This is a genomic window from Sphingobacterium sp. KH_072 (assembly GCF_057837975.1).
In genome coordinates this window covers 2,118,791-2,142,607 of record NZ_CM174457.1, presented here as the reverse complement: position 1 = coordinate 2,142,607, position 23,817 = coordinate 2,118,791, and the positions used below count along the sequence as shown (strand labels likewise).

At 43.7% G+C, this 23,817-nt stretch carries 14 protein-coding genes; 6 read left to right on the top strand and 8 right to left on the bottom strand.

Annotated features, from left to right (window positions below; genetic code table 11):
• Window positions 1–4 precede the first annotated feature (4 nt).
• Entirely contained in the window at window positions 5–1,189 is a 1,185-nt protein-coding gene (dinB, locus tag AC3IRT_RS09950) for a DNA polymerase IV (protein ID WP_489393107.1), read from the bottom strand.
• Window positions 1,190–1,269: 80 nt separating this feature from the next.
• On the opposite strand from dinB, the gene AC3IRT_RS09945 reads away from it, so the two are divergent.
• Entirely contained in the window at window positions 1,270–1,506 is a 237-nt protein-coding gene (locus AC3IRT_RS09945; protein ID WP_489393106.1) for a helix-turn-helix domain-containing protein, read from the top strand.
• Window positions 1,507–1,534: 28 nt separating this feature from the next.
• Here AC3IRT_RS09945 and AC3IRT_RS09940 read toward each other — a convergent pair whose 3' ends face one another.
• Complete coding sequence (locus AC3IRT_RS09940) at window positions 1,535–2,680, bottom strand: hypothetical protein (RefSeq protein WP_489393105.1); 1,146 nt, start codon at window positions 2,678–2,680, stop codon at window positions 1,535–1,537.
• 209 nt (window positions 2,681–2,889) lie between these two features.
• Between AC3IRT_RS09940 and AC3IRT_RS09935 the strand changes: the two genes are divergently transcribed.
• On the top strand, window positions 2,890–3,114 hold the full coding sequence (locus AC3IRT_RS09935; protein WP_489393104.1) for a hypothetical protein: 225 nt from the start codon (window positions 2,890–2,892) through the stop codon (window positions 3,112–3,114).
• A 44-nt stretch (window positions 3,115–3,158) separates the two neighbouring features.
• Here AC3IRT_RS09935 and AC3IRT_RS09930 read toward each other — a convergent pair whose 3' ends face one another.
• Together AC3IRT_RS09930 and ppk1 are read right to left on the bottom strand one after the other, a co-directional pair.
• A complete protein-coding gene (locus AC3IRT_RS09930; RefSeq protein WP_489393103.1) occupies window positions 3,159–4,217 on the bottom strand; it encodes a PA0069 family radical SAM protein in 1,059 nt (352 codons plus the stop codon).
• 44 nt (window positions 4,218–4,261) lie between these two features.
• Complete coding sequence (ppk1, locus tag AC3IRT_RS09925; protein WP_489393102.1) at window positions 4,262–6,328, bottom strand: polyphosphate kinase 1; 2,067 nt, start codon at window positions 6,326–6,328, stop codon at window positions 4,262–4,264.
• Window positions 6,329–6,810: 482 nt separating this feature from the next.
• Here ppk1 and AC3IRT_RS09920 point away from each other — a divergent pair, with 482 nt between their 5' ends.
• From AC3IRT_RS09920 to AC3IRT_RS09910, 3 genes are all read left to right on the top strand, one after another.
• Window positions 6,811–7,113, top strand: coding sequence for a hypothetical protein (locus AC3IRT_RS09920; protein WP_489393101.1), 303 nt, complete (start codon window positions 6,811–6,813; stop codon window positions 7,111–7,113).
• A gap of 84 nt (window positions 7,114–7,197) precedes the next feature.
• On the top strand, window positions 7,198–8,328 hold the full coding sequence (locus AC3IRT_RS09915) for an efflux RND transporter periplasmic adaptor subunit (RefSeq protein ID WP_489393100.1): 1,131 nt from the start codon (window positions 7,198–7,200) through the stop codon (window positions 8,326–8,328).
• Between the two features lie 9 nt (window positions 8,329–8,337).
• Entirely contained in the window at window positions 8,338–12,900 is a 4,563-nt protein-coding gene (locus AC3IRT_RS09910; RefSeq protein ID WP_489393099.1) for an efflux RND transporter permease subunit, read from the top strand.
• A gap of 225 nt (window positions 12,901–13,125) precedes the next feature.
• Here AC3IRT_RS09910 and AC3IRT_RS09905 read toward each other — a convergent pair whose 3' ends face one another.
• The 4 genes from AC3IRT_RS09905 to AC3IRT_RS09890 all read right to left on the bottom strand — a co-directional run bounded on the left by AC3IRT_RS09905 (window position 13,126) and on the right by AC3IRT_RS09890 (window position 22,675).
• The gene (locus AC3IRT_RS09905; RefSeq protein WP_489393098.1) at window positions 13,126–16,191 is read right to left on the bottom strand and encodes a beta-L-arabinofuranosidase domain-containing protein; all 3,066 of its coding nucleotides are present in this window, start codon (window positions 16,189–16,191) and stop codon (window positions 13,126–13,128) included.
• A 174-nt stretch (window positions 16,192–16,365) separates the two neighbouring features.
• Window positions 16,366–18,540, bottom strand: coding sequence for a S9 family peptidase (locus tag AC3IRT_RS09900; protein WP_489393097.1), 2,175 nt, complete (start codon window positions 18,538–18,540; stop codon window positions 16,366–16,368).
• On the bottom strand, window positions 18,533–19,924 hold the full coding sequence (locus AC3IRT_RS09895; RefSeq protein ID WP_489393096.1) for an aminopeptidase P family protein: 1,392 nt from the start codon (window positions 19,922–19,924) through the stop codon (window positions 18,533–18,535). Before AC3IRT_RS09895 ends, AC3IRT_RS09900 begins: the two co-directional genes overlap by 8 nt.
• Before the next feature lie 30 nt (window positions 19,925–19,954).
• Complete coding sequence (locus tag AC3IRT_RS09890) at window positions 19,955–22,675, bottom strand: DUF5695 domain-containing protein (RefSeq protein ID WP_489393095.1); 2,721 nt, start codon at window positions 22,673–22,675, stop codon at window positions 19,955–19,957.
• 201 nt (window positions 22,676–22,876) lie between these two features.
• Between AC3IRT_RS09890 and AC3IRT_RS09885 the strand changes: the two genes are divergently transcribed.
• Entirely contained in the window at window positions 22,877–23,740 is an 864-nt protein-coding gene (locus AC3IRT_RS09885) for a helix-turn-helix domain-containing protein (RefSeq protein ID WP_489393094.1), read from the top strand.
• Window positions 23,741–23,817: the final 77 nt, after the last annotated feature.

Below are 23,817 nucleotides of genomic sequence, written 5' to 3'. Positions count from 1 at the left end.
AATATTAATGTTCGGGGTTTTCTCGTTTGCTGAATTTTGGATTTTCCAATTTCTTAATTCCTCCGGCACGATTTACTTTATCGTATCCGAAGCGTGTTTTTATCTGATCCATCGCTTGGTAGAGCGCTACCATTTCCTGTGTGTCCTCAAATAGGTTGATTTGTAAGCTACCGTGCACCAAGTTGGTAAATCGCACGCCGATCAGTCGAATGCGCATACGTCGGTTATACAGCTTATCGAAAAGTTCCAAAGCACAGCACGATAAGGTATGATCGGCTGAGGTGTAGGCCACACGGCATTGCTTGGTTTCGGTATCGAAATTTGCATAGCGCAATTTGATCACCACGGTAGAGGTAAGCCATTGCTCTGTACGCAGTTGGTAAGCTAGCTTTTCGACCATGCCACCGATAATACCACGTAGCTTCCCTAAGTCGATGGTATCCGTGCTGAAAGTATTCTCTGTCGAGATGGATTTCCGTTCGGAATAAGGCTGCACCGGATTACTATCAATGCCATTGGCTTTTTTCCAAAGATCCAGTCCGTTTTTCCCAATCATTTGCTGCAGCACTTCGACCGGCATATCGGCCAAGGTGTGTATTTGGCGAATGCCAATGCGTGATAGCAATTGAAAAGTGCTATCGCCCACCATCGGAATCTTTCGTATGGATAGCGGATTGAGAAATGGCCGCACACTATTGGCTTCGATTTGCTTGCGACCGATTGGTTTGGCTTCGCCCGTACCAATCTTAGCCACGGTTTTGTTGACCGAAAGGGCAAAACTAATCGGTAGGCCTGTTTGCTTGGTGACGCGCTGTGCCAACTCTTCTGTCCAGCGATATGCCCCAAAAAAACGATCCATGCCTGTTATATCTAAGTAATGTTCGTCAATACTTGCTTTCTCTACCACCGGCGATTGCTCTTCGATGATTTCAGTGACGGTGTGCGAAAGTTGGGAATACATTTCCATATCTCCTTTAATGACTTTAGCCTCTGGACACAATCGTAAAGCCATTTTGATGGGCATAGCCGAACGCACGCCATAATAACGTGCTTCGTATGAACAAGATGCGACCACACCACGATCACCACCGCCAATGATGACTGGTGAATTGTGCAATTCGCTGTTTTTCAAACGCTCGCAGGATACAAAGAAGGTATCCAGATCCATATGTACAATGGTACGTTCCATCCGATTCGTTTTGTTAATTTTTACAAACCTAATGGATTTAGCTAAAAATATTAGTATTATTGTTGTTCCAAATTAGGACAATGTTGTATCTATCTGAAAACATACGCTATCTACGATCCAAAGCGGGCAAGTCACAGCGAGCGCTAGCCGAGCAGCTTGGGATTACGCGTGCGCGTTACTCGAAGTATGAATATGGTACCGCAGAGCCGCCTTTGGAAATTCTATTGAAAATATCGGATTATTATCACGTTACCATCAATGTGTTGATCGCTGTATCCATCCCTGCTCGTACTGCTGGGGAGCATCAAGCAGAATAAAAACGGAGTTTGTAAACGGATATTACTTTTAAAAATAATATCCTAAGTTGATGTTGAACCTTCCTTGTAATTTAGTATCTGGATTGCCTCGGCTAAAATCATCGACAAAGTTGCCTCCAAACCAAGAATGGTTGTATCCAGCGGCGTATTCTATGTAAGTGATTACTGGGCCTATATTAGCGCGTACTCCAGTGACATTCATATAAGAGTTTTCAAAAGACCGAAGTTGTTTTTGCATATAGCCAAAATCGTTATAAGCAGTAAGTTGCTTTAATATTCCTCGATTTATATCCATACGTCTGGACACACCAAGGGTATATAAATTGAAATTAGTAGCTACCTCATAGGCAGATCCGTATGCCGCCATTTCAATCACTTCGTTGGATTCGCCTTCAGCATTTCGGGGATTCATCACGGCGTGTACAAAGCTCGCTTTGAGATTCCAATTTCGGTAATCTGCTTCGTAGGCCAATGCGCCAGCATAATGATTACCTACTGCTTCGGTATCCATATTATATAGCCCACCATATTGCGCAGAGATACCGATTCGTTGTTTGACCGTGCCCAGCGTCTTATAAACAAGATTACCATTGACTTGATTGTTCTTTTTATTGCGCCCTACGACATCATAGGCAAAACGACTATATGAAAGTTCTACATCTCCACCTACATCCAACGTTTCTGCATTTTTGAAGAAAGCGATATCATAATCCCAATGTTCCTTTCGGCGCAGGTATCGAATACCCATATCATAATTATCTTCAAAACCTACATAATAACCGATGTTGAAAAACCAATTGTTAGAGGCATAAGGCTGGAGTCCAAAAGGAACAGAAGCCAATCCGACCTGAATCTGTTCACCTTCACGAAATTCATACCCCATCCAAGCATGTTTTAAAAACCCACCTCCAAAAGATGCCGAATATTGTCGATATTCCGCATCAAGCAACACGTTCTTATAAGCCGCTTTTACATTTAGGAGTAATACATCGTAAAGAATAGCACCACCTTGATCGCGCTGCTGCTGATCCCAGGAGTTATATAAGTAATTGAAACGTAACGCACCTCCAAGATGTACCTGCAGAGAATCTTGGGCGATCGAAGATTTGGATAATATAAAGAATAGCAGTGAAAGCACAGCGTATTTCACTATTGTTGAGTAGTGGTTTGGCATTAATTAAATTTAATAAAAAAATAAATAGAGATTGTATTATGATTTAAATTTAACTATAATTTTATTTTAAACTGTTATTTTACTAAAATTATTTATCAATTAAATACGTATACAAAATTTTGTTAGGCAGGTATAAATACCTAAAAGCCTACCATTGATAAACAAGAAATCGTGTATGCTGTTTTTTCTCTGAACAATAAAATAAGATTATGAACAGAAAGAACTATGTATTAGGAATATTAGCAGCAGGCGTATTGGCGCTAAGTGCTTGCAACAATCATCCACGTGAAGAAGCAGAACAACAACGTATGCCAGAGGATCGTACGCTAGATCCAAATGAGGCACCTTCTTCTACGACAGATACAGCACATCGTGATACGATGCCGACAGCAGATACGCTTAATACCAGAAATCCTGCTCAGCCGAACTTTTAGTGAACTGATAGGGTATCAGGCGATATTTATATCTTCCGATCACTTCAAAATAAGCGGAGCTGATCGGAAGATGTGGATCGTCTAAAATGTGCTTTAGAAAATGTATGAGTATCTTGATTAAGACCATATTTACGCGCATGCAATTTAAAATTGTCTTTGATGATCTGGGCAATATTTCCTGAACCTCGCATACGATTCCCAAACGTGCTATTATTCAATTGTCCATTGTGGCAAGATTCAATCTGATGTAAGATTTTGTCTGCCCGATCGGGATAAGTCTTTTCCAACCAATCTTTAAAAAGTACCGCAATCTCTCCATTTAATCGTACGATAGTATAACCTGCCCAACGGGCACCATGATCGCTTGCTGCCTGCAACACGGCTGGTATTTCATGATCCGTCAATCCAGGTATAATCGGTGCACACATAATACCTGTAGGAATTCCACGTGCACTTAGCGCTTCCAAAGTACGGAGCCGTTCGCGTGCCGTAGCGGTTCGGGGTTCTAGCTTTTGCCGCGTAGCTTCTGTCAATGAGTTGATCGACAGATAAACGGCGCAAAGTTGCTTCTTGGCCATTTCCTCCAAAATGTCCATATCGCGTTGTACCAAGCTATTTTTGGTAATAATGCCTACCGGCTGGCCATGATCCAATGCGATTTGCAGTATTTGACGAGTGAGTTGGTATTTGCGTTCGATTGGTTGGTAACAATCGGTATTTCCAGAGAGCGAAATAGTATCCGCTTGCCAAGATTTTTTACTGATAAATTCTTTAAATAATGCGGGCGCATTTTCCTTTACCAAAATCTTGCTTTCGAAATCTATACCGGCACTGTATCCCCAATATTGATGCGAATTGCGAGCATAACAATATATACAACCATGCTCACAACCCTGATAAGGATTGGCCGAGTAGGCCATACCTACATCGGGACTATCTACCTTATTGACTAGCGTTTTTGGATGTACCGTTGTTTGAAAAGTGCGCGTGGGTTCTTCTTCCCATTCGTCAATCCCTTCAACATGATGCTGCCCATACTCATTCGTAAAAAAACGATTTTGTGGATTGTATTGAGCACCTCTGCCTTTCGTATAGTGTTTCATGTCGCGCGCCTCTATGAAACAAATGTACTAATATTTTTAGTAAATTATTGTGTTAGCTCTTGTAGATATTGGTGGATCTTCCATTGCGAGCGATAAGATTCCTGTTCATCTTCTACATACTCATTGCTCAAGGTTTCATTCAGCAGTCTGGCTTTTACATTATCTTTCAGCTGTATATTGAGCATATCTTTCAACTGTTTTTTAATGTCTGGAGCGGTAATATGGATAGCTGCTTCGACGCGATGATCCAAATTGCGGGTCATCCAATCGGCAGAAGAGATGTAGATATCTTCTTTCCCGCCGTTGTAGAAGTACATGACGCGCGCATGTTCTAAGTATTCGTCTATAATACTGATTGCGCGAATAGGTTGTTTGAAACGTTTTTGATTGACCGCACAATAAATACCACGCACAATCAAGTCAATTTCTACACCAACTTCGGCAGCTTCATATAGTTTCTTGATCAAATCCTTGTCGCTTAAAGAATTTACTTTAATAATAATATGTCCTTTACGGCCAGCACGTACTTCAGCGATCTCCTTATCGATATAGATCACCAATCTATTGCGCATTGTGGTAGGGCATACCAACAAGTGTTTGCAGGCAGATAGCTGATGATCCAGATCTACTTTTGGTTTTTCCAAGGCATTAAACACCTTGTTGATATCGGCCATAATCCGGCGATCGCTTGTCATCACACAATAATCCCCATAGAGCGCCGCTGTTTTCTCATTGATATTTCCGGTGCTTACAAATCCATATTGAATAGTTTTATCGTTTGCACGCTTTTTAATCGCGCATAGCTTGGCATGTACCTTTTTGTTGGGGATGCCTAATAGAACTCGAATGCCTTCCATTTCGAATCGGTCTTTCCATTCCAAGTTATGCTCTTCGTCAAATCTGGCCCGAAGTTCCATCATGACAGTCACTTCTTTTCCATTACGGGATGCATTGATCAGCGCATTGGCAATCTTGGAGTTGGTAGCCATGCGGTAAATAGTGATGCGAATAGATTTCACATCGGGGTCCATAGCTGCTTCACGAAGCAGATCAATGACTGGATCGAAGGTGTGATAGGGGAATGACAGCAAAATATCTCTTTTCGTAATCACATCTGTGATTCGCTGTCTTTCCACAAATGCGGGATGATCAAAAGACGTACGTTCGGCGGGTTTCGTATACGCTTTAAAGACATCTGGAAAATCCATAAAGTGCTTGAAATTATGAATTTTTTGTCCGGGGATGATACTGTCTTTCTTACTTAAGTTGAGTTTTTTGATTAAAAACTCCACCAGATTCGTATCCATATTTTTGTCGAAGACAAACCGCGTAGGTTTTCCTTTACGCCGATTTTTGACAGCTTTCGTAATCTTTTCTACTAACGTAGTGTTGACGTCATTATCTAAGTCAAAATCGGCATCCTTACTAATTTTGAAAGCATGCGCATGAAATTCATCAAACCCAAAATAAGAAAAGATATGCGGTAAATTTACTTTGATTACATCTTCCAGCAAGACCACTACCTTGTCGTTCTTACGCTCGGAAGGCACGATCAGAAATCGACCAACCACGCGAGTTGGTAGCTCTATAATGGCAAACTTAGTCTCGTACAGCCATTGCGATTTCTTCATAGCAATGCCTAGGTACAAGCTCTTGTCACGTAGATAGGGCATAGGGCGCACATCATCCAGCAATAGCGGGATGATATTACTTTCTACCTTCTCGCTGTAATAGTTTTTGACAAAAGCGATTTGCTCATCGCTGAGCTCTTCCGCAGAAGTGATAAAAGTGTTTTGTTTGGCCATTTCTTTCCGGACATTTTTCCAGATCTGATCAAACTTTTTCTGCTGCCGTACGACGATATTATGTACTTCTTCCAAGATCACCGATGGATCGTCGAAGAAAGAGGCCATCGCTGTTTTGTCTTTGATCTCCGAAGCACGTTTCAATCCAGCCACCCGAACCCGAAAGAATTCATCCAAATTATTGGAAAATATTCCCAAAAACTTGATGCGCATCGATAGCGGCACACTTGGATCTGCTGCTTCTTGCAATACGCGACCATTAAAACTTAACCAACTGATATCTCTCGGATTGTACTTTTTAGACATGTAATGTAATCTATTATGCCAAAATTAGTCCTTGCATGTGTGCATAATATTAAGATAATGTTAATTCAACCTTTTGCCAGATTCAATCAATTCTCTAGCGATTGTCTGCGTCAATGACACAGATGTTGCGCATATTTTGTCGGATTTCTGCCTGATGAAAGGATGCTTCGAAGCATTACTGCCATAGCAGGATAGTTTTTTCTTACGCCACATGTTTACTAGGTTTATAACCAATATTTGATGAATTGGTTTCGTAAATACGCTCAATACTTATGCTAAATATAAGATATAATCAGTAAATCTTTGTCTGTCGTGTAAAATTTACATAGGCTTACCATGATATACTTTATTTAATGCAACAATTTGTGGGTAGTAGTGTCCGATAAACACTATATTTGGCTGTTGATATGGTTACTAAGATAATTCATCTTCTGTCGTTACTTAGTTTTCTCAATATGCTCACCTTCGATAAGAGTCGACATATGGAAATACTATTTGGGCAATCAGAAATTGTGACCGACACTCTAGTCGAGTTTATCTTAGAAGACATTATGCATATCGACGGTGATCCGATTTGCGATCCCGAAGATCCAGAGATTGTATACGAAGATTTTCGTGGCATCAGCCAAGCATTAAATTGCATACTCCCCGTATTCTTGTTTTTTGCAGGTTACTTATTTTCTGATGTTAGCAATTTTCGCTATCAAGATCATCCTGATTATGTATCTAAGATGCATTTCACGCCAGGATACTACACCTTTCTGTATAGGCTAAGGCCATTCTAAATTCTTTCCAGATTCTTATTTTATTATTGGCCCCGATGCACGTGGGCGATCCATGTACAATTTAGTTTTTTACAATAATTATTTATGAGGAATAGAATTTTTGCTTGGGTGATTGGTATGTCTACCATGTCTATGATGGCTGCCTGCTCGGCCTCAAGCAATGAAGCTGATACAGAGACGAAGAAAACAGGTAGATCCATCCCAGTGACCAATCTTATTGAGATGGATACCACAGTTTACAAACAGTATATAGCCGATATACAGGCTTTTAAAAATGTGGAAATGCGCTCGCGCTTAACCGGATTTTTGGAAAGTATTCATGTGGATGAAGGCGCTCAAGTGCGAAAAGGACAGGTGCTATTTCGCTTGAACTCGGACGAGTACAAATCCGAATTAGCCAAAGCAACCGCCTTGCGCAGCAGTGCACAAGCAGATGCTAAAAAAATTGAGCTGGAGATTGAACGAACTAGAAAGTTGGTCGACAAAAATATCGTCAGTGAAACCGAATACGAATTGCTAGAAGTACAATTGCGGGCCGCAAAAGCCAAGATCGCCGAATCGGACGCGATGGTACAACAAGCACAAACACAACTTTCTTTTGCACAAATCCGCGCGCCATTTGATGGCCGCATCAACCGTATTCTACTCAAAGAAGGTTCTTTGTTAAACGAGGGAAGCTTGTTAACCACCATATCGGATCTTAGTCAGGTCAATGTGTACTTTGATATTTCTGAAGCGGAATACCTCACCTTGGCCAAAGATTCCAACTTCAACCGGAATAGCTACCGTAAAGAAGTACAATTGCTACTTGCTAATGGTGATCGTTACCCCAGCAAAGGATTTGCCGAGATTGTAGAAAGTGAATTTGAGTCGCAAACAGGATCTATCTCACTGCGCGCCCGTTTCCCAAATGACAAACTACTGCTAAGCCATGGTGCTTCCGGTAAGATTGCGGTGCCACTAGCCACAGGAAACTTGCTATTTGTACATCAAAAATCGGTCGTAGAAATACAAGACAAGGTGTACGCCTATGTACTACAGAAAGACAACACCATTAAGATGACACCATTCGACGCAGGTCAGCGTGTCGGTCATTTTTATGTAGTCAATAAAGGATTACATAAAGATGATAAAGTGGTGTTTGAAGGGCTGCAAGGTTTGCGTGATGGCATGACCATCAATCCAAAACCAGCCAAGTTTGTAGAAGAAGACTAAGATCTAAGCATGTTTGAGAATTTCATAAGAAAACCAGTGCTATCGCTGGTTATATCCATATTTATAACACTTTTGGGCTTATTAGCCCTATTCACAATTCCGATTACACAATTTCCGGATATTGTACCGCCATCAGTGGTGGTAGCCGCAAACTATACAGGTGCCAATGCCGAAGTAAGTACCAATGCCGTCGCGATTCCGCTAGAGCGCGCGATCAATGGTGTGGCGGGCATGACGTATATGAACTCCGTCACCACCAATAATGGAACAACGCTAATTCAAGTGTTTTTTAAAGTTGGTGTTGATCCCGATATCGCGGCCGTCAACGTCCAGAATAGGGTGACGACCGTGTTAGACGAATTGCCCGAAGAAGTCATCAAGGCAGGTGTAACCACCGAGAAAGAAGTCAACAGTATGTTGATGTACCTCAATATATTCACCGACGACGAAACAGCTGATGAACGCTTTATCTACAACTTTACCGACATCAACATCCTAAAGGAGCTGAAACGTATTGAAGGCGTGGGCTTTGCTCAGATCATGGGTATGCGCGATTATGCGATGCGTATCTGGGTGAAACCTTCACGATTGACGGCCTACGCTATCTCTACGGATGAGGTAATTGAAGCGTTGCGAAGACAAAATATCGAAGCCGCCCCCGGACAAACGGGAATTAGTTCGGATAAGATGGTCAACATGCAACAGTATGTGTTGAAATATCCCGGTAAATTTTCGGAAATATCCGAATATGAAAACATTCCGATTCGTGCCAATTCAGATGGTACCATTATCCGAATCCGTGATGTAGCCAACGTAGAATTTGGCTCTTTGGATTACGAAATGATGTCCAAAACGGATGGCCGGCCTTCGGCTTCTATCATGTTGAAGCAGCTACCAGGATCCAATGCGCAAGATGTAATCCAACGTGTAAAGGATAAAATGGCCGAGCTGAAGGGATCTTCATTCCCATCGGGAATGACCTACACGATGGGTTACGATGTGTCGCGATTCTTAGATGCTTCCATATCCAGTGTATTGAAAACTTTGGTGGAAGCCTTTCTACTCGTATTTTTAGTCGTATTCATTTTCTTGCAAAATTTCCGAGCGACGTTGATTCCGATTCTAGCCGTGCCAGTTTGTTTGATCGGTGCGATCTTCTTTATGCAGATGATGGGATTCTCAATCAACTTACTCACTTTATTTGCCTTGGTGTTGGCCATTGGTATTGTGGTGGATAATGGTATTGTCGTCGTCGAAGCGGTGTATGCCAAGATGGAAGACGAGCACATGCAACCTTTTGAAGCCACGCTATCGGCCATGAAAGAAGTAGGGTCTGCCGTAATTGCTATCACCTTGGTCATGTCCGCCGTGTTTGTTCCCGTCGCATTTTTAGATGGTCCGGTGGGTATTTTCTATCGGCAGTTTTCGTTAACCTTAGCAGCAGCGATTGTGATTTCGGGTATCAATGCCTTGACATTGACGCCAGCACTATGTGCTATTATGCTGCGCTCGCCACACGATAAGAAAGAGACGAATACATGGTTAGACCGCTTCTTTAGAGGTTTCAACAAAGTTTACGATCGCATATCTGGCCGATACAAGCATTTATTAATCCGTACCAGCGGCCGACGTTTTCTCACGATCGGATTGTTGGTGATTTTTTTCATAACCACTTGGGGCAGTAGTGCCATTTTGCCATCTGGTTTTATTCCTACGGAAGATCAGGGAATGATTTACGTTTCGGTCACCACGCCAGCTGGTGCAACCGTCGATCGTACAGAGCGCGTGCTCGACGAGGTCGATGAGATTGCGCGTAGCTTGGAGATGGTCGAAACGGCATCTACATTAGCAGGTTATAGTATCGTCACGGAAGTTTCGGGTTCGTCTTATGGTATGGGGATGATTAACCTCAAATCGTGGGATGATCGAAAAGAATCAGTGGATAATGTAATCCGCATCTTGCAAGAAAAGACGGCGCATATTAGTGATGGGGTGATTGAGTTTTTTCCACCACCCACGGTACCTGGATTTGGTAATTCATCTGGTTTTGAGTTGCGCTTATTAGACAGGTCTGGTAATGATGATTTGCAAGGGACAGCAGAAGTATTGGATGCCTTTTTGGAAGAGCTGCAAGCAAACGAGGCTATTGAAACAGCTACTTCAACCTACAATGTGAATTTTCCGCAATACTTGTTGGAGATTGATTACGATTTGGCAGCCAAAATGGGTATTTCGGTAGAAAATGCTATGAATACGTTGCAAACGCTGATGGGAAGTTTTTATGCGACCAACTTTATCCGTTATGGACAGATGTACAAGGTGATGGTGCAATCCACCGCACAATCGCGTAGCCGTCCAGAAGATGTATTGCAAATGCACGTGAAGACCAAAGATAATAGCATGGTGCCGTATTCGGCATTTATCAAAATGAAACGTGTATACGGTCCGGAGCAGATTACGAGATACAATATGTTTAATTCGGCCATGGTCACTGGACAAGCCGCTGTTGGATTTAGTTCAGGTCAAGCCATCGAAGCGGTCGAAAAAGTGGCCGAATCATTGCCGCAAGGCTTTAGTATCGAATGGTCAGGGATGACCAGAGAGCAAAAAATATCGGGTAATCAGGCATTATATGTCTTTGCTTTGTGTTTGGTATTTGTGTATCTCTTATTATGTGCACAGTACGAGAGTTTCTTGTTGCCACTTCCAGTTATTCTTTGTTTGCCAGCTGGTATTTTTGGAGCGTTCTTATTCCTAAAATTATTCGGACTCGAGAATAATATCTACGCGCAGGTCGCACTCGTCATGTTGATTGGTTTGTTGGGGAAGAATGCGATTCTAATTGTAGAATATGCCATCTTGAAGCAAAAACAAGGAGCGAGTATTCTAGATGGAGCTATTGAAGGCGCAGTGGCGCGTTTGCGCCCGATCTTGATGACATCTTTTGCTTTCGTAGCCGGATTAATTCCGTTGATGTTGGCTTCTGGTGCTGGTGCTTTGGGTAACCGCAGTATTGGTACCGCTTCCGTAGGCGGTATGGTGATCGGTACGTTGCTCGGCGTTATAATTATCCCTGGTTTGATCGTTTTATTCTCCAAAAAAACCAAAGAAAAGCGTAGAGCTACGGGTACAAAAATAATTGGAATAGTGATTTTCTGTGGTCTGTTTATCTCTTCGTGTACCGTTCCTAAGAAAATGGCGAAGCCAGAAGAGATGGCCACACCGGCATCATTCACGGATACCGCTGCCGACTCCGCCGAAAATCTGGCGCGCTTACCTTGGCGCAGCGTTTTCAAGGATGAACTCCTGGTTTCGCTGATTGATACGGCACTCGTGCAGAATCGGGATCTACAGCAAGCGCTTCGCCGTATCGAATCCGCGCAAGCTTATTTCAAACAGCGTAAAGCAGCCTTGTTGCCACAATTGGAAGCGGCTGCAGAAGCGGGTCTGGTCAAATACGGACATTATACCGAAGAAGGAATTGGTAACTACGATTCCAATTTTTCGGAAAACTTGACCGCTAAGGAAAAGATTCCAGAGCCAGCTATTCCTGATTATTTTGTTGGTCTGCGTTCCTCTTGGGAATTGGATCTTTGGGGCAAACTGCGCAATCGTCGCGAGGCAGCCTTTCAGACCATCGTCGCGGAGAATGAAGCACGACGACTGTTGGAAACCGAATTGGTATCTAACATTGCGGAAACCTACTATGAGCTGATGGCGCTGGATCGTAAGGTCACTGTGTACGATGAGAATATCCAATTGCATGAAGATGTATTGGAATTGATGCAGATACAAAAAGAAGCCGGTAAAGCAACGGAGCTAGGCGTGCAGCAATTTAAAGCGCTTTTGTCGGGTACTAAAGCAAGTCGCGCATTGGTGAAACAAGAGATCGTGATGTGGGAGCATCACATCAATTCGCTGATCGGTCGTTTTTATCAACCTATTGCGCGAGCAACACAAGACAAATCGACTTGGCCACTATTTGACACGCTGCAAGTGGGTACACCAGATGAGTTGGTGAACAACCGTCCAGATATACGCTCCGCATACTTTAGCATGTTGTCTTCGGCGAATGAACAAGAAGCAGCTCGGTTGAGTTTCTTGCCATCGGTAGCAGTAAGCCCATATTTAGGTTTGCAAAGTTTTCATTTGGATCAGTTATTCAATGTAAACCGCTCGGTGACGTATGGCATTTTAGGTAGCATCACGATGCCCATCTTCAATCAACGTAACCTGCAAACGCAGTATGCCATGATGCAGGCCAATTATGGCGTGGCATTTTTGGAGTATGAAAAACGCGTATTGAATGCCTTCAACGAAGTATCTAACATCGTGCAGACACAAGAGGCAATCGAAGATCGTGCGGTGCATGTGATTGATAATGTAGAAGCCTTGAATGCATCGATCGATGCGGCAAACGAATTATTCTTCGCTGGCCGGGTAACGTACTTGGATATTTTTACGGCGCAAAAAGAAGCCGTAGATGCCCAGATAAATGCCGTAAGCGTGATGAAAGAACGAGCAATCAATCAAATATTGCTCTATAAAGCATTGGGAGGTGGGTGGCGATAACCTATTGACAAATACTACCTTATGTTGTCTTAAATTAGGTAATATCTAAGCTAGGCTGTCTCACATTTGTTGAGGCAGCCTTTTTTGTTAATAATGGTTTTCATATGGTGATAAACCGGAAAATCAATGGATTAAATCAAAATGCGAAGCGACGTAAAAGCACAAAAAAAGAGGTTGCCTTTTTGAGACAACCTCATCGATGTATAATCAAAATTACAGAAATCCTTATCTTAACGTCACATCCAAATAGACCGAATGGCGGCCATAACTTTCGTAGAAAGGTTTGAAGTCGATCCCATCAATCTGGAATTTCAATTGACTTGGATCACCTTGTATCGATTGGCTGATGTCTTGCGCGTTCAGCGTTACCGGGCGCCAATCTTTACGCGCTTCTGGCTCTTGTGCTGCCAATAAGATAGGGCCGTAAAACAAACTCGCGATATTCTGCTGATCCATCACCGGCTCTAGACGGAACTGAAATGGCAACTGCCATTCGATCACATCGCCTTCTTTCCAGTTGCGCGCCAATTTTAGATATGATCCAGCTTCCGCTTTCACATTTTCCAATTTCCCGTTGATTTTGACTTGCACGCCCTTGGTTGCCCAAGAGGGCACACGTAGGTTGATCGCAAACTTACCTTTACCATGTACCGTTAACTTGGTGTGGTCTGTTTTCGGGAATTCGGTGGTTTGCTCGATGCGTACATCACGTTCCGTCCAGTTTAAAGTAGAAGGAATGAATAGGTTGACATACAGTTCTTTGTTGTCATTGCTTTTGAAATAAATGGCGTGCTGCAATTTGGTGCTGCTTTCGATGGCCGTACCATTACAACAGGTGAAACCATTCATGTGCGGATTGCCAAATTGCTTCACAGAAGCCGGTCTGATTGGCACGTGATACGTGTTGGCCGGACTATCTTCGGCAACAGATGCCAAAATGTGATTGTACAGACCGCGCTCATAATAATCCATCAGCTCTGGCCGCTGCTCAAACATAAATAAGCTACTGGTCAGTTTCAACATATTGTAGGTCGCACAGGTTTCATTCTGTCCGCCCGCGGAGAATCCATTTTGGTATAGCGTAGATGGCTCACCGATGAAACATTCCGCATTCACCGGATTGCGTGCACCAGCCACGCCACCAATGCTGTACATGTAATCGTTCACGGCCTTGTACCAGAAGTTGTCGGCAATTTTAAAATAATCCAACTCATCCGATACGCCATACATTTCGATACTACCTACAATTTGAGGGATATGCTGATTGGCATGTAATCCTCTAAAGGTGTCCACATTTTTGGCCAATCCATGCGTACGTGCTGCATTGCCAAAGAACATATCGACATTATCAAACAGCTGCGCTGTTTTCCAATATTTGCTCTCGCCAGTCAATTGATACAAATGAGCCATGGTTTCGTTCATACCGCCAAATTCACCGGCGATGTACGTATTCCAAATGGCACGCAAGGTTTCAGGTGGCAGCGCGCTCAAGCGAGATTCTACCCAATCGGCCATGCCCGTTGCGACTTCCAAGGCTTTCTTATTTCCCGTCTGCGTGTAGATGTCTAGCAAACCAGCCAGGATTTTATGCAAGGTATAATAAGGCGCCCAAACTTGATTGAGCTGGCCACCGTATTTTGCACCTTGCTCTAGCATGATGAATTGATCTGGCGGATAGGCGCTGATATAACCTTCGCCCCAGTTCCAGTAATCGGTACGAATACCTTCCGTACTCAAATCCGAATTAAACTCGTTTTTGCCCGGACCAGTTGGTACAGCGCGTGGATCTGCCACTGAAGCACCGCCTGTCTTTTGTGGCTTTCCCGACAAGTGCGACAGCGTATACAGCGTTTCCACCATTTGGTCGATTTTCTGTTTAAAGTTTGCTTTAAGTGCAGGATCGTAGCCTGTGCTCGCATATGCTTGCGCAATCGCTGTTAGGTAATGGCCAGTTGCGTGACCACGCAACTTCGTATCTTGACTATCCCACACGCCCAAAGGTTTTGCGCCGGCTGGTTGCGCAACGCCAAAAGCATTGCGAAACATGTATAGGAAATCGTCGGGATTTGTTTCTGCTAAAGTCAAGACAAACTTGTCTCGGTTGGCTACAAACGGACTTTTTTCAGTCGCGGAGCCATTATTTAATGTAACTTCATGTAGATCAAATGCCGATAAACTGCGACGCGGCGCAGCGGATTTTTTTCCACCTTTTACCGTGACGAATGCTTTTGGTTGCAAATCAGTTCCCGGTACGCGACCAATAATAGTATAGGTTCCGGCAGATTCCACCGCCGAGTTGTCGGTAGGAGCAGGCCAGATAACGCGCACTTTTGGTCCTTGCATGCCATGGCGATACGTACCTTCCAAGAAACTGGGTAAACGTGGTGCATCGCCCACGGTAGTTTTCACGTCCACATCAGCTACTTTTTCCAAATACGCATTGTACAATTGCGCTTGCGTCATCGGAAAAGACTGTAAATTATCTTCTGCCTTCGCACCTTGATTGACCGTGCTGCTGGCACTTTGCCCGCCGTTTTTTGCATTTGTATAAATTGTTTGAATCTGTCCCGGAGTCAGCGCTACGCGATAAATGCGGAAATCTTTCACTAAAGATGCGATTGGATTGCCTTTGCCGCTGTTAGATTGGCCAAAGGTCAGTTTTCTGTTCGCCGCCTGATTACTTTGCGATAAAGTACTGAAATCTAAATTTACCGGTTTAGTTTCACCCGCTTTTGCGCCGTTTAAGTAAACGGATAGGGTTTTAGCAGATAGATCTACCGTACCAACAAGGTGTACCCACTCGTTGGTAGGCAAGGTTTTTAATACCACACTTTTGCTTTCTTTCTCACCCTGCACCGTCACTTCGAATGAAGGTTTATCGCCTGATCCTTTGATGCGTCCTGTCACGCGGTGTTTTGCGTCGAATGAGAAATCGAATAGGTAAGATTCCGGCTGCGCCGGAACAAAAATCCAAGTGGAAATACTGAGGGATTCGAGGTCATTTAAGGCCTCGTTTGGTAATTGCAGGTAGTTTTTGCCGGTTCCCGGCAGAGACAATACTTTGCCCCCTTTTTGATCTTTAAATTCAGGTGCTTTCTCGCCGAGATAGCGAGCATGTAAGTTATTTCTGGACCAATCTCTTAGATCACCGCGAAATAAATAGCGGGCAATCATGTCCGTTTCACCAATGCCGTCCAGAATCTGGTCGCCACTTTGGCCAAGAACGTGATGGGTTTGCAATAGCAAACCCATCACGATGTATCCAAGTAAATGGGGGAGTCGTTTTAGCATGTTCATCATATACTCTTTAATTTGTGGTAAATTAGAAAGATTAGTGATGAAATTTCTCCCTTATTTTGCTGTTTCCGTGTCGGATATTAACCATTCGCTTTTTGCAATGGCTTCGCCGAATAGTTTAACCGTTTTTGACGTTCATTATAATCCGAGATCGCCAGTTTGCTGCGGCTAATCACGACCGCCTGCTGGGCAATTAGTTTGCAAGAATTTTGTGTATATTTTTGCTAAGTGCTCGGAAGTACCTTCGCCTTCATTAATAGAATGACTGCGGTTGGGGTACGACATCATTTGAAATGGAATACCATGTTTCACCAATTCGTTGATATACACTTCCGCATTCTGATAATGCACATTGTCATCTCCCGTACCATGTATCAGCAGCAAATTGCCACGCACATCTTTGGCGTACGTGATGGCAGAACCACGGATGAAGTCCGATTCATTCTCTTGCGGCAATCCCATGTAGCGCTCTTGATAAATATTATCGTACAGCAATTGATTGGTGACTGGCGCTATAGAAATTCCCGTTTGGTAAATTTCTGGATATTGACCCAATAAGTGCAAGGTCGTGGCACCACCGCCGCTCCATCCCCATACAGCCACACGCGTTGGATCAATGAAATCCCATTTCAGGACTTCTTTGGCACCCATAGCTTGATCGCGAATATTCAAATAACCGATATTACGATAGATGGATTTACGCCATTCGCGTCCTTTTGGCGCTGGAGCGCCGCGGTTTTCCAGCGAAATGTAGACATAACCATCTTCGGCCATATCACCATCGTATAAACGATTCCGTCCGGCGGAGATATTGTCTACCACCGTTTGGGAAGCTGGTTCGCCGTATACGTAAAATACGACTGGATATTTTTTCTTCGGATCGAAGTTGTTGGGTTTCACCATCCAACCGTCCAATTCCACGCCATCAATCGTCGTTACTTGGAAAAAAGTCGCGGTATTGGCATTTGCTGGCGCATCGTAACTACGTTTTGCCGCTTGAATCTGTTTGTGCGAAGGCAGTGCTACCAGCGCCTCCGAGTACATATGTTTACTGCTGCTACTCGTGTAAAAGGCCAATTTCCCGTTCGGCGAAATGCGATACGTGTTTGTTCCCGCATTGGATTGCGGTGTCACCCGTTTGGCTTTGCCACCGCGGATCGCGATTTCGTACAAGTATTTTTGCGTCGCATTATCCGGCGAAGCCGAAAAGAAGATACGCTCGTGATCGATATGATCGATCTGGATGACATCAAAAGCATCTTGCGTAAGCAACTTTTCTGTTCCATTCAGATCTATGCTGTAAATCTGGCGAAATCCACCTTTTTCAGAAACCCAGATGAATGATTTTCCATTTTCCAACCAATCCCAACCGCTTGGGTCACCGCCGTTCCAACGGGATTTGATATCAATCCATGTGGCATCCGTTTCGCGATGAATGGTTTTTGCGGTACCGTCTGTTGCATTGGCCGTGATGATCGCGCTCTCGTTTTGCTTTCTATTTAAGCGTTGCAATATCACGCCCGATCCATCGGTCAGCCATTCCATGCGTGGAATATAATGTTGAGCCGGATCGCCGTCAACTTGTACCTTAACTTGCTTTTTGGCTTTCAGATCGTACATCCAAACGCTGCTCGCCGAAGGATTCAACCCTACTTTTGGATATTCTACCGGGATCGTAAAGGCATACAAACTATCCGTGTTATTAATCATTAGAAAATGACGCGTTTCTTTTGCATCCAATTTCCAATACGCGATGCGCTGTCCGTCCGGCGACCAACGAAATCCATCCTGCGTGCCAAATTCCTCTTCATATGCCCAATCAAATGTGCCGTTGATCATACGATCCGAACCATCCTCCGTTATTTTCACATATTGGCTGTTGGTCAGATCTTCTACATAGATATTGTTCCGAGAAACGTAGGCAACCTGATCGCCTTTCGGCGAAAACTTCGCAAACATCAGCGATGCTGCAGGCAATCCAGCACCTAATTTCGTTAGCTTGTTGGTGGAGCGATTGAAAATCCAATACTCACCGCGCGTATTATCGCGCCACACTTTTTGCGTATTCGCAAAAAGCAATAAATCTTGGCCATTCGGTGCTACCACAAAAGATTGTACGTTTAGTGGTGCTTGCTGACCAGCGGGAATCAATTGTTCGGCTGCAAGAAAAGTCGATGACTTTTTAGCATCTAACAAATGCACCAATTTGATACCTGCATCGGAGAATTCGTAGTACGCATTTCCATCTGCCGACCATTGTTCTTGTGCGTGTAAACGAGTACATTGAACTTGTAATGCCAATAGGGCACTCCATACAAGGAATAAGCGAAGAAGTTTATGCATAGCGTGCGCGGTAAGATTCCACATCATCAATGGTTTTGATTAATTCTGGTCCCAAAAGTTGATGACCTTCTGGGGTGATTAAGAAATTGTCTTCCAGGCGGATGCCGCCAAAGTTTCTGAATTTTTCTAACTCGGTATAATTCACAAAATCGCCGTGTCGATTGGTGGCTTTCCAATGATCAATTAGCTCTGGGATGATATAAATCCCTGGTTCTACCGTCAGCACAAAACCAGCTTCCAGCGGTTTGCCCAATCGCAAGGACTTCAAACCAAAGGTTTGTGTATCTTTTGGATCGTCTTCGGTATAGCCCACATATTGCTCACCCAGATCTTCCATATCGTGCACGTCCAAGCCCATTAAATGGCCCAAACCACATTGAAAGAACATCGTATGTGCATGATTTTGTACCGCTTCTTCGGTATCACCTTTCATTAGTCCGACGGCTTTTAGGCCTTCGACCAAGATCTTCGCCGCATGCAAGTGTACCGACTTGAAAGAAACACCCGGACGCAGTTGTGCTCTGGCACCTTGAAGGGCATCGAGCACGATTTGATATAGGTCGCGCTGGCGGCTATCAAATGTGGCAGATACAGGGAAAGTACGCGTTAAATCTCCAGCGTAGCCCATAGCGGTTTCTGCACCAGCATCGACCAATATCATATCGCCGTTTTTCAAAGGATTACTACGCACTTGATTGTGTAATATCTGTCCATGCACCGTAATGATAGGCGGATAAGCCAAAGCACAATCTTGATTACCAGCAAAAGCTTGGATGGCATTCACCAGTTCACTTTCTTTCATGCCTGCTTTGGCCAATTGCATGGTCAATAAGTGTATTTCTGTAGACACGGCTACCGCGCGTTCAATCTCCGTTACTTCCTGGGCTTCTTTGATCGATCGTTGCTGTGCTACCGCACGAATCAATGAGACCGAGGGCTGCAATTGGCTTGGCATCAGATTTAGCAATTCGCTCAACAGTAATTTATTGGACGATTGGTAAGGCGGTAGAAAATGAACCGTTCGATTTTGCGCGCTCGCTCGCCCAATATATTCCGCTAAACTGCTGATAGGTGCGGTTTCTGCTACGCCAACGCGTGCCGCGCGATCGCTCAGCGATTCCTGCGGACCAGTCCATACCAAATCGTCGATGGTCGCTTCGCGACCGAAGATGATTTCTTTGTTTTCATCCAAATCAATTAATCCCACCAAAGCAGGAACGGCTAATCCAAAATAGTAGAGGAAGGTGCTGTCCTGACGAAAAGGATAGGTATTGTGTTCAAAATTAATCGGATTTTCAATATTACCCGGAAAGAGCAGAATTCCTCCAGAAAGTTTGTTCTGGAGTGCCTGACGTCGGTTTTGATAAGTTGAAGTCGTAAACATAGTGTACAAATGTATTGATTTAGCTAAAATTTACCGACTTACTCGCTTCAATTTTAGCTGTTTCGTTCCCGCAGGAATGGTGTATCCGCCTTGCGTATCCTTTTTGATGCCAACTACTTCGTACGTATCTTGTTCTAGGCGTAAATGTGCAGCCGGATTGTTATTCGCTGATTCTGCGATCGTTAGCGTGATGTCACCATTTTTAGGTTGGTAATCTAGTTGTACTATCTCACCAAATTCTGCATGAATCATTAGTTGTTCAGGCGCTACAAAAATGCGATTTCGTCCAGCTGTGGTGATTTCGACCTGAACACCTTTTTTGTCTTCGGTTAAGTTACCGCTAAATGCCAACCAGCCAAATTCTGGATGTTGTACGATGTATGTGCCTGCATACGCTGCATAGCCATAAAATCCAGAACCATAATCGCCGGTGATACCATCATTGGCCAACGTAGAAGGATAGGAGTGGAATGCACCCGGAGCAAATCCTTCTTCCGTCACATTCGCTAGCGCGCCAATCATTCCTGCATGTCCAATACGCAACAAATGATAATCTTCTGGATTATTACGGTACGCATCTAATACTGGTATAGCATTTAAAGCCGATCCATAATGATGCAATTGGCGCTCGATGCGTGACAATTTGCCACCATACACGAAATCCCAGTAACGGCGCGCGCTACCATTGTATCCCCAATGTGGAACGGTCGGCATATACGCCAAGATTGCATTCAATGTTACAGTCGCTTTATCATCAAAATCAAAATAATCAGACCACATATATACCTCTTCTTGTCCGGTAGAATCCCACGGCATTTCACTGCCAAATGGATAATTCAAGGTACGCCAATGCTCAGCGCGTTCGCGCATCAAAGATTCCAACTTAGCTGCTTCTTGTGTTTTCCCTTCGCGTTGCAAATCTTGTAAGATAATCAAAAAGATACTGCCTTCCATTTGTCCGTATTGCGCATAGTGCGGTGCTTTTTCTACCATCGCAACCGAAGTTTGGAAAGCACGCTCTAAATAGGTGTCCCAGCTTTCTTCCGAAACTAAGTGCGGATAATGGCGTGCCAATCGGTAGAATACCCAATGGGCAGCCGCTACGTGCGGATAATTGTATGAGCGACCAATATTGTCGGCTTCTTTCTTCGGCCAAGCCGACCACAACGTATAGTTTATGCTATCACTATAGGTACCAGCAGACATGGAATCGGGCTCGTAGTAAAATAAACTTTTGACAACACCGTACTGATCCTTCCCCGATTTATGTTGAATGTTGCCGTACAACGTTTCGTTCATAAAGCGTTTCAGTTTGGCGATTTCACTGGCATTCGGTTGTACCACTTGTTTCATCATCGCTGCGAGCCAACTTCCGGCGCCAGCTTCATCGCTCAGTCCGGCGTACCAAGCACGCTGCTCTTCCGTGACCTGTCTTTGCTCTTCATTATCATACGTGATGATAGATGGCGAGCGATGGAAGGGATCATTCGGGTTTTCATACCATTGCTTTGTGGTGAGGAAATTTCCTAAATCATTGACCACATCGCGCTCCGATTTTATGACCTTATAATGTATGGTTTGTTGTTTACCGTCTGCATACGTCAAGGTCACGCGAGCGCGCCCCCAACGATTGCCTTTCACTTGGTAACCAGACCATTTTCTGCTAGCATTTTTATTTTTCGTAATCGTAAGCGCATTTTCAGGATACACCGCAATGTCTTTGATGGCAGATCCGTATTGTACAAACAGCTTGGCTGGATTATTCAAGGGCACCACGAAGCCAGGGGCGCCAATGGCTAATGGACGATCGTTTTTTGCCAAAGTTTGCTCAATCTCGCGAATGCTCGGCGCTAATGCAAAGCGCAAGGCAAATGTGGTTTTTTCATTGGGCTTTAATATAGTAGACGTCGGCGTATTCCACTGTTCCACACCTTTCCAGTCGGTCTCTGCATGCGCTTTACTATGGATCATCCATTCATGAAAACCTTCGAAGATAATACTGCGCGGCGTCGGATCGGTATTGAGTGGATTGTAGGCTTCGAATGGCGCATTTTCTTCTGGTAGTACCAATAAGCTGACACCTTTGCCATGCAAATGGTTGACTTGCATATAGCCAGCATCTAAACCAATATAAGGATCTATAAATACGTTGTGCGCGTGCGCCTGATCCAAGTTCTTTCCTTCTAGATTATTGTTGAAAGGCAACGGTATGCCCAAAGATCCAATTTCGATTGCCTGATTGGACGGATTATGTATATCAAATTGCAAGATCAGATCATCGCCTTTGCGTCTCCAAGTTCTGCTAACATGTAATGGTATATTCGGTAATGTCGGCGTTAAGTCTGCCGCTGCCAAGATATCATTGCCTGCTGGCAATGGGGTAATATCGTGCCGATCTGCTGCTGTGGAGTAGCTCGTCCATTCCGTGTCGGATGCTTTTTTGATTCGAAGATTGATGTCTCCAAGATGATAAAACAAGTTGCGATCTCTTTTATTCAGCAATTCTACAGGTGTGTAATCAAATGCGGCGTCGCCATTGGTTTGCTGTAGCGAAGAAATGGTCTGTGATGCATTGAGGATGCTACCTTTCAGTTTTGGTAGTGCGAATTTTTGGTCGCCTTGATCCACGTGAAGCGTGGCAGGTTGCTTGCGTACGGCCTCCCAGACGGGGTGTTCTTGTTGTGCCTGTAGTGTAAATACTGCCGTCTGCAATAAAACCAGTAAAGTCGTAGAATATATCTTTGTAAGCATAATAGTTGGGATTATTGGTCATTTGAGCCAACAAATATAAAGGCTACGAGCGCTATTTGTAAACCGGATTTTACCGCATGCTATTCGAAAATTAATCATTTTTTCATCGTGTGTTTTTTTTGTTAAATTTTGGGAAAATATTTGTGAAGGAATGATTTTTAAGTTTATCTTAGTGTTAATAACTAACACAACCCTTCTACTATGAAACCGATTCAATACAGCGTTCCAGTGCCTAAGGATAGGACTGTTTTTATCCAAGAAGACGTTTTGGACAAGTTTTATCCCTACATGCACCGCCACGAGGAGTACCAATTGATATGGATTGTGGAAGGGGATGGGCAACTGCTCGTCGACGATAATCTGCACGATTTCCACGAAGGCGATATCTTCTTATTAGGATCTAACCAAGCGCACGTTTTCAAAAGCCGTCCACTGGGCGAATGTGTACGATCGGTATCGGTATTTTTTAGTGACAAAGGTGCGCTGGCAAATATGTTGCACTTACCCGAGTTGAGTGTATTACTGGATTTTATCAGTAAAAATAAACGAGGATTTCAGGTACCGAAAGAGCAGCTTTCGAGAGTACGCCGCCGTTTTGATATCTTGAAAAAATCCGATCACATGGATCAGTTGATTAATTTCTGCTACTTGCTGCGTGCTTTGAATGCAGTTTCTACGGATCTTAAGCCACTATCGGGCATATCTATCGGCGAGTCAGAAGAAGCAGGATCCATCCGAATCCACACACTTTGCCGTTATATAGAGCATAATTTTCGGGAAAATATCAGTTTGGAAACTGTATCGGATAAGGCTAACCTTACACCGCAGGCATTCTGTCGTTTTTTCAAACGTAGTACTGGAAAAACCTTTGTATCTTATCTCAATGAGATAAGAGTAAGAGAAGCTTGTCGTTTATTGGGCTCTTCGCGCTACGATTCTATTGCGGGTATTGCGTACGATTGCGGATTTAACAGTATTACGAATTTTAACCGCGTATTTCGAAGTATTATAGGTCTTTCACCTAAAGAATACCTGCTGAGCTATCAGAATATTTTGCACCAATAAAATGCCGATGGTTAATATCAAGTAAGGAATGATTAAAAGGTGGTTAGTCGCCCGACGGATAAGTCGCTAGCTTTGAT

Coding starts and splice junctions, on each gene's coding strand:
- AC3IRT_RS09885 (WP_489393094.1), top strand. CDS start 22,877: ATGAAACCGATTCAATACAGCGTTCCAGTGCCTAAGGATAGGACTGTT.
- AC3IRT_RS09920 (WP_489393101.1), top strand. CDS start 6,811: ATGGAAATACTATTTGGGCAATCAGAAATTGTGACCGACACTCTAGTC.
- AC3IRT_RS09945 (WP_489393106.1), top strand. CDS start 1,270: ATGTTGTATCTATCTGAAAACATACGCTATCTACGATCCAAAGCGGGC.
- AC3IRT_RS09910 (WP_489393099.1), top strand. CDS start 8,338: ATGTTTGAGAATTTCATAAGAAAACCAGTGCTATCGCTGGTTATATCC.
- AC3IRT_RS09935 (WP_489393104.1), top strand. CDS start 2,890: ATGAACAGAAAGAACTATGTATTAGGAATATTAGCAGCAGGCGTATTG.
- AC3IRT_RS09895 (WP_489393096.1), bottom strand. CDS start 19,924: ATGTTTACGACTTCAACTTATCAAAACCGACGTCAGGCACTCCAGAAC.
- AC3IRT_RS09900 (WP_489393097.1), bottom strand. CDS start 18,540: ATGCATAAACTTCTTCGCTTATTCCTTGTATGGAGTGCCCTATTGGCA.
- dinB (WP_489393107.1), bottom strand. CDS start 1,189: ATGGAACGTACCATTGTACATATGGATCTGGATACCTTCTTTGTATCC.
- AC3IRT_RS09905 (WP_489393098.1), bottom strand. CDS start 16,191: ATGCTAAAACGACTCCCCCATTTACTTGGATACATCGTGATGGGTTTG.
- AC3IRT_RS09930 (WP_489393103.1), bottom strand. CDS start 4,217: ATGAAACACTATACGAAAGGCAGAGGTGCTCAATACAATCCACAAAAT.
- ppk1 (WP_489393102.1), bottom strand. CDS start 6,328: ATGTCTAAAAAGTACAATCCGAGAGATATCAGTTGGTTAAGTTTTAAT.
- AC3IRT_RS09890 (WP_489393095.1), bottom strand. CDS start 22,675: ATGCTTACAAAGATATATTCTACGACTTTACTGGTTTTATTGCAGACG.
- AC3IRT_RS09940 (WP_489393105.1), bottom strand. CDS start 2,680: ATGCCAAACCACTACTCAACAATAGTGAAATACGCTGTGCTTTCACTG.
- AC3IRT_RS09915 (WP_489393100.1), top strand. CDS start 7,198: ATGAGGAATAGAATTTTTGCTTGGGTGATTGGTATGTCTACCATGTCT.